The organism is Vibrio makurazakiensis (genome assembly GCF_050337375.1).
Classification (GTDB): Bacteria; Pseudomonadota; Gammaproteobacteria; order Enterobacterales; family Vibrionaceae; genus Vibrio; species Vibrio makurazakiensis.
Genome location: NZ_JAKJSW010000190.1, coordinates 1 through 8,176 on the forward strand (window position 1 = coordinate 1; position 8,176 = coordinate 8,176).

Here is an 8,176-nt window from a genome sequence, read left to right on the forward strand (position 1 = left end):
ACTTCATTGTCTGGATCGAAAACTGGTATATATCGAGGTTGCAGTGTTGTAGGTTCAGTACTTTGCAATGGGCGCAGGAGATAGAGAAACAATAAAAAGCTTCCAGCTAGTAGCAATGATATTGAACGAACACTCTTGCTCTTCCAAATTTTCGACCACTTAACGAACATTTTATAACCCTAGTAACATGCTGCAAAACCTACGGAATATCATACCATAAGCTAGTGATTCAGCTTGCATTTATATGCATCAAAGTTCGATCGTGAGCGCTTTTTAACTAATCCGAATCTTTATTTGATTTAGCTCAGACAATTAGTCTCTCGTACGGGGCTATATTGGCATTCCTGTTCCTACACTAGTGTGCATTTTTGCATGCTATACATAATGAGAAGTTAGCTATGACCCAAATAAATGAACAACGTTTGATCGAGCATTTCTGTCAGTTGGTACGAATTGATAGTGAGTCAAAAAATGAGAAAGCGATTTCAGAAGCATTAGCGGAGCAACTAGGTGAACTTGGCTTTGAGGTTCATAAACTGGCAGTCCCAGAAGAAGTATCAAATGGCTTTAACATTTACGCGCGCTTACCTGGATCGCTTGAAGGCAGCACTGTATTTAGCTGCCATATGGACACAGTAACACCTGGTATTGGAATTGAGCCGGTAATTGAAGACGGCATTATTCGCTCAAAAGGTAACACTATTTTAGGCGGTGATGACAAATCAGGTATCGCTGCAATCATGGAGGCTGTTCGCTGCATTAAAGCTGAAGGTTTGGCTCATCAAACAATTGAAATCGCCTTCACCGTATATGAAGAAGGTGGTTTATTTGGCTCTCTGAACTTTGATATGTCTTATATTCAAGCGAAGAACGCCATCGTATTAGATACAGGTGGCCCAATTGGCACCATCGTGAACGCAGCACCTGGACAACAGAAAATCGTCGCACACATTAAAGGTCGCCCAGCACACGCAGGCCTAGCACCAGAAGAAGGCATCAGCGCAATTCAAGTGGCGGCAGATGCTATAAACCAAATGAACCTATTGCGTATCGACGAAGAAACTACGGCGAATATCGGTATCGTTGAAGGTGGTCAAGCAACAAACATTGTTATGCCAGAGTTAAAAGTAGTAGCTGAAGCTCGATCTCTAAATGATGATAAGCTTTCGAAACAAGTTGCTCACATGATCGAAATATTCGAAGCAAGTGCAGAAAAATTTGGAGCGGAAGTCGAGATCGAATCAACCCGAGCTTACAATGCGTTTGTGATCGCAGATGATCATCCGCACATTACCTCGATCAAATCTGCATTTGAGTCTTTAGGTATCGTTGCGAATACCAAACGTACCGGTGGCGGTAGTGACGCAAACAACTTCAATGCGAAGGGGCTAACAACGGTAAACCTATCGACGGGTATGGCAAAAGTTCACACCGCGGAAGAGTTTATTGCAGTGAAAGACATGGTTTCTATCACTGAATTTGTAGTCGCTTACGTAACGAAAAATTAAACTAAGTTAGTTTCCTATCCTTCATGAAAAACTAACAAGCCGGCATTACGCCGGCTTGTTTATTTTTATCACGTTCAACATATATCGCAATAAGTGACCATACTACTGTCAACTAACCATATTGTTAGACACCGTAGCGAATAAACTAAGACTTCACTTGAGCAAGCTTTAGGTAGGAATGCAATTCACCATTTTTATATTCGACTGCTGAGTGGATGTTAACGTCAGCATTTCCGACGATAATAAATTGATACTGGTTATCACCTTTGACGATAGTAACATGGAGCAAACCTTCTTTTTCCTGCCAAGTGCCTACGGTTTTAAATCGGTCGAACAACCGAAACTCAGTCAAGGTGCCATCAGATTGGAAATGAAGTTCTGTAATATAGCCGCCTGTGCAGCTTTTTATCCAGACAGAATCTGCCACTTCTTCAGACTTTAGTGCTCTCTTCGTGTTTACCCAATTTTTATAAGATAAGCTCGACGCAAGCTCTACGTTTAATGCATCCAATTCTAGTAGCGTTTGTTTATGTAGCTCTCGACAGTAGAGCTGTAACATGACCTTTTGACTCATTCTAAGATTACCTTTTCAGCTACTGCCAATGTCACTAAACAGTGGTCATCATTACATTAGTCTAGTTAGACACTAACTGATAACTCACGACATATAACTGCTCTATGCCAGGGTAAATATCGTGAATCACTGCTTTCAATTCAGGCAGGGTCATATTTTCCTGCTCAGCGTGGAACTCTGTTAAGTCACCATACAAAATAGGATCCACAGCAAGGATTTTTAACGAACAAAACTCTCTTGAACCTTCTAGAGTTGACACTCTCACCGTTGAACCTGGTTGGTAGTTTTTTTCAGATTCGTCTCTAATAGTTATGGTTTTCTTTCCTGATAAGATATCAGCTTCAAAACGTTCAAAAAAACTCATGCTTGTAGGGTAAGTCATTATTATTCACCAAATTTAAAGTACTGTCGTAATTTACCCTAATTGACACAAGTGTACCAATATCAGTATTCGTTAGACTTAAGTGTGCTCGAAGCTACGACCAAACATATTCACTGTAAAATTATGGTGGCATTCAGTAATCAAAGTCCATTCGTCGTTTTGCTTAAACGCCGAATTTCGCATAAACGCATAATTTCAGCTTTCAGTTCATTGCTGGAAGCGCCCCAACCTATAATTTCCTGATAGGTTCTGAAACACCCAACACAGACATCATTTTCATCAAGGCAGCAATTTCTGATGCATGGGTTATTCACCTTACATAGATCCGTTGGCATATTATCTTTCGAGTGCCTATGAGCCATGAATTACTCCCATAATAACTGCTACCTAAAAACCAGCGACTTATAACCCGCCCGTAGTATCAATAAAGCTACCTGTGACAAATGAAGATTTATCCGACGCAAGCCATAATATTGCCTCCGCTACTTCTTGGGGCTGCCCACCTCGCTGTAAAGGAATAATAGAGCTTAAGCGATCAACCCGAGCGGCTTCACCACCAGATGCATGCATATCGGTATAGATTAGAGCTGGTCTAACCCCATTAACTCGAATACCCTCCCCCGCCACTTCCATGGCTAGTCCACGTGTTAACGTGTCCATTGCACCTTTCGATGATGCATAATCGACGTACTCGTTTGGTGAACCGCTTTTAGCTGCACCTGAAGATACATTAACAATAGCCCCACCAACACCACCATGCTTAGTCGACATACGCTTAACTGCTTGTTTGCTGCATAGGAAACAGCTCAAGACATTGGTATTCAGTACTCTTGTAAAACGCTCAATAGAAAGATCTTCTAACCGTGATTGTTTCATTAGGATCCCTGCATTGTTAACCAACACCGTAACTGTTCCCAACTCTCTATCTACAGTATCAAACAAACGTTCAACATCAGCTTCTATAGAAGCATCAGCTTTTACGCTGATACAGCGTGCACCAAGCTCCTTGATTTCAGCTTCTAAATCCTGAGCTGCTTCATCATTTGAAACGTAGTTAATGCAAACTGCATAGCCTGCTTTTGCTAAAACCCTAACCGCTTCAGCACCGATTCCTCGACTGCCTCCCGTAACAATTGCGACTTTTGGTTCAATCATGTTTTTCTTCCTGAAACTTTATAAGTTCCTATAACTTAACGTAAATGACAGAAAGGTTCTGTAGAAATTTCTAAGCGAGCATTGCAATGAATCAGCTGGTGATTATTTTGGAAAGAAAGGAGGCAGTCGCAACAAAGGCTGCAAAGCTATATTCGGTAGGAAGTTCGTAAATTACAGGCAATAAAAAAGGAGAGCCTAAGCCCTCCTTTTATTAAACCTTAAAGCTAACTCTAAATTATAGAGATGCTTTCGCTTTTTCAACTAGAACAGCGAATGCTGCTTTGTCGAATACTGCGATGTCAGCAAGAATCTTACGATCGATCTCGATAGATGCCTTCTTAAGACCGTTGATGAAACGGCTGTAAGATAGACCATTTTGACGAGATGCCGCGTTGATACGTGCAATCCAAAGTTGACGGAATTGACGTTTCTTGTTACGACGGTCACGGTAAGCGTATTGACCAGCTTTGGTAACTGCTTGGAAAGCTACGCGGTAAACACGTGAACGTGCTCCGTAGTAACCTTTAGCTTGTTTTAGAACTTTCTTATGACGTGCACGAGCTTGTACACCACGTTTTACGCGAGGCATTATGCTTCTCCTAAACTAAACGAATTTATAAACTAAAAAGAATTAAGCGTATGGCATCATACGAATAACTGCAGCCACTTCACATTTAGGAAGGATTGAGTTAGGACGTAGCTGACGCTTGTTCTTAGTAGTACGCTTAGTCAGGATGTGACGTTTACCAGCGTGCTTAAATTTAATACCACCAGCAGTTTTCTGGAAACGCTTAGCAGCACCTTTGTTGGTTTTCATCTTAGGCATGATGAATAACTCCGCATTGTTGAGTTGTTAATAAACATAGTAATTAGGGCGAATAAAACGCCACCGCTGTAAAACAGCAGTGGCGCTATTATTACTTGTAAAGCCTTTAATTACTTCTTCTTCGGCGCCAATACCATAATCATCTGGCGACCTTCAATTCTCGTTGGGAAAGATTCGACTACTGCAATTTCTTCAGTATCCGCTTTCAAACGATTTAGAACGTCAACACCGATGTTTTGGTGGGCCATTTCGCGGCCACGGAAGCGAATTGTTWCCTTCACTTTGTTGCCGTCTTCTAGGAAACCAGTCAGGTTGCGTAGTTTTACCTGATAGTCACCAATATCAGTTCCAGGACGGAATTTAATTTCCTTAATCTGAACCTGCTTTTGCTTCTTCTTCTGCTCTTTCGCAGCTTTGCTCTTCTCGAAGAGGAACTTACCGTAGTCCATCACACGACAAACTGGCGGCTCGGCGTTAGGGCTGATCTCTACAAGATCCATACCAGCTTCATTTGCTGCTTCAAGTGCTTCAGCAATTGAAACTACACCAACAGCTTCGCCGTCTGCGCCAGTTAGACGCACTTCACGAACGCCACGAATGTCACCGTTTAAACGGTGCTGGTTTTGCTTGGCCGGTTGTTGGCCACGTCTTCCGCCTTTAATAGCTATTCCTCCAGATTGAGCTTACGGCTTGAAACCTCAGCTTGGATGTATGAGATAAAGTCATCCACTTTAAGCTTACCAAGGTCCTTGCCCTTACGAGTACGTACTGCTATTTCGCCGGCTTCCATTTCTTGGTCACCACACACAAGCATGAACGGTACACGTTTCAAAGTATGTTCGCGGATTTTAAAGCCTATCTTCTCATTTCTCAAGTCCGCTTTTACTCTAATTCCACTTTTTTGCAGTTTTTTTGTAATTTCTTGCACATATTCTGACTGTTTGTCAGTAATGCCCATTACAACTGCTTGTTCTGGCGCCAACCATGCAGGGAAGAAGCCTGCATATTCTTCGATAAGAATACCGATGAAGCGCTCTAACGAACCAAGAATCGCACGGTGAATCATAACTGGCGTGTGACGCTCGTTATCTTCACCTACGTAAGTAGCGCCTAAACGCTCTGGTAATGCGAAATCGAGCTGTACTGTACCACATTGCCATGCACGATCTAAACAGTCATGTAGAGTAAATTCAATTTTAGGTCCGTAGAAAGCACCCTCGCCATCTTGAATCTCGTATGGAATTTCCATAGATTCAAGGGCTAACTTAAGGTCAGCCTCAGCGCGATCCCACATTTCATCAGAGCCAACACGTTGTTCAGGACGAGTAGACAGCTTAACAACGATGTTTTCAAAACCGAAAGTTGTGTATGTATCGTAAACCATCTCGATACATGCTTTAACTTCTTGTTGAACCTGCTCTTCAGTACAGAATACGTGAGCATCATCTTGGGTAAAGCCACGAACACGCATAATACCGTGTAGAGCGCCTGATGGCTCGTTACGGTGACATGAGCCGAACTCAGCCATACGTAGTGGTAGATCACGGTATGATTTCAAACCTTGGTTAAAGATTTGAACGTGACCTGGACAGTTCATTGGCTTAAGAGCATATTCACGGCTTTCAGATGAAGTTGTGAACATTGCTTCTGCGTACTTGTCCCAGTGACCAGAACGTTCCCAAAGAACGCGATCCATGATTAGTGGACCTTTAACTTCTTGGTAATCGTATTCAGTTAGCTTTTCACGTACAAACATTTCTAGTTCACGGAAGATAGTCCAACCGTTGTGGTGCCAGAAAACCATGCCTGGTGCTTCTTGCTGCATGTGGAAAAGATCTAAATGCTTACCGATTTTACGGTGGTCACGTTTAGCAGCTTCTTCTAGGCGAGTAAGGTGAGCCTTAAGTGCTTTCTTATCATGGAAAGCTGTGCCGTAGATGCGTTGCAACATTTTGTTGTCGCTGTTACCACGCCAGTACGCACCAGCTACGTTTAATAACGTAAAGTGCTGACAGAAGCCCATATGTGGAACGTGTGGACCACGACACATATCGATGTATTCTTCATGGTGGTAAAGACCTGGTTGATCATCACGAGAAACGTTTTCATCCAAGATTTCAATCTTGTATGTTTCGCCGCGAGCTTCAAATGCATCGCGCGCTTCCTGCCAGCTAACTTTCTTTTTAACAACCTGGTACTTGGTCTTAGCTAGCTCTTTCATACGCTTTTCGATTTTTTCAATATCTTCTTGCGTTAAAGAGTGCTCTAAATCGATGTCGTAGTAGAAACCGTTATCGATTGTAGGACCGATAGCCATTTTAGCTTCTGGGAACAGTTGCTTAATAGCGTGACCAAGTAAGTGAGCACAAGAGTGACGAACAATTTCTAGACCGTCTACTTCATCTTTTGCTGTAATAATCTCTAAGCTAGCATCGTTTTCGATAAGATCACATGCATCAACACGGTTGCCATCAACACGACCAGCAATAGTTGCTTTCGCAAGGCCAGGACCGATTGATAAGGCTACGTCTAGAGTAGAAACTGGGTTGTCAAATTGACGCTGACTGCCGTCAGGAAGAGTAATAATTGGCATTATTTATCCTTTACAGTGGTGTTGCATACCAAGCAACACATGAAAATTATTTAATATATTTTAGTTCAGCTAATTGAGTCACTAGCTGGGATATATGTATAGAAATACAAATTCGGGCGCAAATACAGATGCTCCCTAGTTAGTATCCGAGCATTGTAACGAATTAATATAAAATGACAATGCAAGTCACAGTATCAATTCGCTCTATCAGTTTGATCATCACGGGCTATATGAAGCGGGTTAAAAGCCGTCCTATACACGCTTAAAGGTCTATAGTCATTTACATGTATGACTGAACGGCGGTGTTTAATTATGAAATATTTAGGCCAAACGTTACTTTATCTATTTTCAAGTCTCCTGTTTGCTCAAGACATCGTTTTAGCAACTCATAACTTGTCTCCATATGGCAGCTTCCCAAGTGGCTCTCCGGTGAAAAAGATTGCTACGGATGACTTTACTGGATTCGCGGTAGATAGAGTTTTTTGCGCTTTCGAATCAATGGAAATAAACGTGCAAGTTTTGGTCGTCCCTTGGTCAAGAGCCCAAATAATGGCTGAGAGTGATGAAGTAGATGGTTTTTTTGCGGGCTCCCAGAATAATTATAGAGATACCTATGCCAGTAAAACGGACGTGATTGCTGAGCAAAAATGGCAATGGTACTGGCTTAAATCCAACCCACAGAATACTGAGAACTTAGACCCTATGGCACGTATAGGCGCGTTCCAGGGCTCTAACATGTCCAAGTGGTTGGAAGAGAATGGCTACGCAATCTATAGCAGGCCAACAACAACTGAACAGCTGTTGCTTCAACTAAAGTATCAACGGATTGATCTATTTATTGCCAATAACCTAGTCGCTGAAAAACTGATTAAAGAGCACGGTATGGTTGGAAAGCTCGGATCATCATTAGTTAAAGATAAACCTCTCTATTTGTATTTGACCAAACGTTCATTGGCGAGAAATCCTAATCTTATGAATAATTTCAACTCCGCACTTAAAGGCTACTCTGGAAAGGCAGACTAAGCATAATTGAACTCTGTTTGGCCAGTTCGCATGCATACAAGTAGCATATAATTTAGCAATCAACATTTTCGCGTCTAAACTTAATCAAGGCTTCCTTATGTGCAGAGGCTTATAT

10 protein-coding genes are annotated in these 8,176 nt (G+C 42.0%); 2 read left to right on the forward strand and 8 right to left on the reverse strand.

Annotation, left to right across the window (positions count from 1 at the left end):
- Window positions 1–398 precede the first annotated feature (398 nt).
- Window positions 399–1,508, forward strand: a complete 1,110-nt coding sequence (locus L4C33_RS17225; protein ID WP_428813641.1) for a M20/M25/M40 family metallo-hydrolase — start codon at window positions 399–401, stop codon at window positions 1,506–1,508.
- A 145-nt stretch (window positions 1,509–1,653) separates the two neighbouring features.
- Here the strand turns inward: L4C33_RS17225 and L4C33_RS17230 are convergent, their stop codons facing one another.
- From L4C33_RS17230 to thrS, 8 genes are all read right to left on the reverse strand, one after another.
- Window positions 1,654–2,082, reverse strand: coding sequence for a hypothetical protein (locus tag L4C33_RS17230; protein WP_428813642.1), 429 nt, complete (start codon window positions 2,080–2,082; stop codon window positions 1,654–1,656).
- 61 nt (window positions 2,083–2,143) lie between these two features.
- On the reverse strand, window positions 2,144–2,464 hold the full coding sequence (gene yqfB, locus L4C33_RS17235; RefSeq protein ID WP_428813643.1) for a N(4)-acetylcytidine aminohydrolase: 321 nt from the start codon (window positions 2,462–2,464) through the stop codon (window positions 2,144–2,146).
- Between the two features lie 140 nt (window positions 2,465–2,604).
- Window positions 2,605–2,826 (reverse strand): DUF1289 domain-containing protein, encoded by a 222-nt coding sequence (locus L4C33_RS17240; RefSeq protein ID WP_428813644.1) that lies wholly within the window; start codon window positions 2,824–2,826, stop codon window positions 2,605–2,607.
- Between the two features lie 40 nt (window positions 2,827–2,866).
- Window positions 2,867–3,619 carry an SDR family oxidoreductase gene (locus tag L4C33_RS17245; RefSeq protein ID WP_428813645.1) on the reverse strand — a complete coding sequence of 251 codons (753 nt, stop codon included), beginning with the start codon at window positions 3,617–3,619 and terminating at the stop codon, window positions 2,867–2,869.
- Window positions 3,620–3,854: 235 nt separating this feature from the next.
- The gene (gene rplT, locus L4C33_RS17250) at window positions 3,855–4,208 is read right to left on the reverse strand and encodes a 50S ribosomal protein L20 (protein ID WP_004733517.1); all 354 of its coding nucleotides are present in this window, start codon (window positions 4,206–4,208) and stop codon (window positions 3,855–3,857) included.
- A 42-nt stretch (window positions 4,209–4,250) separates the two neighbouring features.
- Entirely contained in the window at window positions 4,251–4,445 is a 195-nt protein-coding gene (gene rpmI, locus L4C33_RS17255) for a 50S ribosomal protein L35 (protein ID WP_017072916.1), read from the reverse strand.
- A 110-nt stretch (window positions 4,446–4,555) separates the two neighbouring features.
- Window positions 4,556–5,113 carry a translation initiation factor IF-3 gene (gene infC, locus L4C33_RS17260; RefSeq protein ID WP_428813648.1) on the reverse strand — a complete coding sequence of 186 codons (558 nt, stop codon included), beginning with the start codon at window positions 5,111–5,113 and terminating at the stop codon, window positions 4,556–4,558.
- The gene (thrS, locus tag L4C33_RS17265; RefSeq protein WP_428813646.1) at window positions 5,110–7,038 is read right to left on the reverse strand and encodes a threonine--tRNA ligase; all 1,929 of its coding nucleotides are present in this window, start codon (window positions 7,036–7,038) and stop codon (window positions 5,110–5,112) included. The genes infC and thrS overlap by 4 nt, the downstream gene beginning before the upstream one ends.
- A 312-nt stretch (window positions 7,039–7,350) precedes the next feature.
- On the opposite strand from thrS, the gene L4C33_RS17270 reads away from it, so the two are divergent.
- Window positions 7,351–8,061, forward strand: a complete 711-nt coding sequence (locus tag L4C33_RS17270; RefSeq protein ID WP_428813647.1) for a substrate-binding periplasmic protein — start codon at window positions 7,351–7,353, stop codon at window positions 8,059–8,061.
- Window positions 8,062–8,176 lie beyond the last annotated feature (115 nt).

Coding starts and splice junctions, on each gene's coding strand:
- rpmI (WP_017072916.1), bottom strand. CDS start 4,445: ATGCCTAAGATGAAAACCAACAAAGGTGCTGCTAAGCGTTTCCAGAAA.
- L4C33_RS17270 (WP_428813647.1), top strand. CDS start 7,351: ATGAAATATTTAGGCCAAACGTTACTTTATCTATTTTCAAGTCTCCTG.
- L4C33_RS17240 (WP_428813644.1), bottom strand. CDS start 2,826: ATGGCTCATAGGCACTCGAAAGATAATATGCCAACGGATCTATGTAAG.
- yqfB (WP_428813643.1), bottom strand. CDS start 2,464: ATGACTTACCCTACAAGCATGAGTTTTTTTGAACGTTTTGAAGCTGAT.
- thrS (WP_428813646.1), bottom strand. CDS start 7,038: ATGCCAATTATTACTCTTCCTGACGGCAGTCAGCGTCAATTTGACAAC.
- L4C33_RS17230 (WP_428813642.1), bottom strand. CDS start 2,082: ATGAGTCAAAAGGTCATGTTACAGCTCTACTGTCGAGAGCTACATAAA.
- L4C33_RS17225 (WP_428813641.1), top strand. CDS start 399: ATGACCCAAATAAATGAACAACGTTTGATCGAGCATTTCTGTCAGTTG.
- L4C33_RS17245 (WP_428813645.1), bottom strand. CDS start 3,619: ATGATTGAACCAAAAGTCGCAATTGTTACGGGAGGCAGTCGAGGAATC.
- rplT (WP_004733517.1), bottom strand. CDS start 4,208: ATGCCTCGCGTAAAACGTGGTGTACAAGCTCGTGCACGTCATAAGAAA.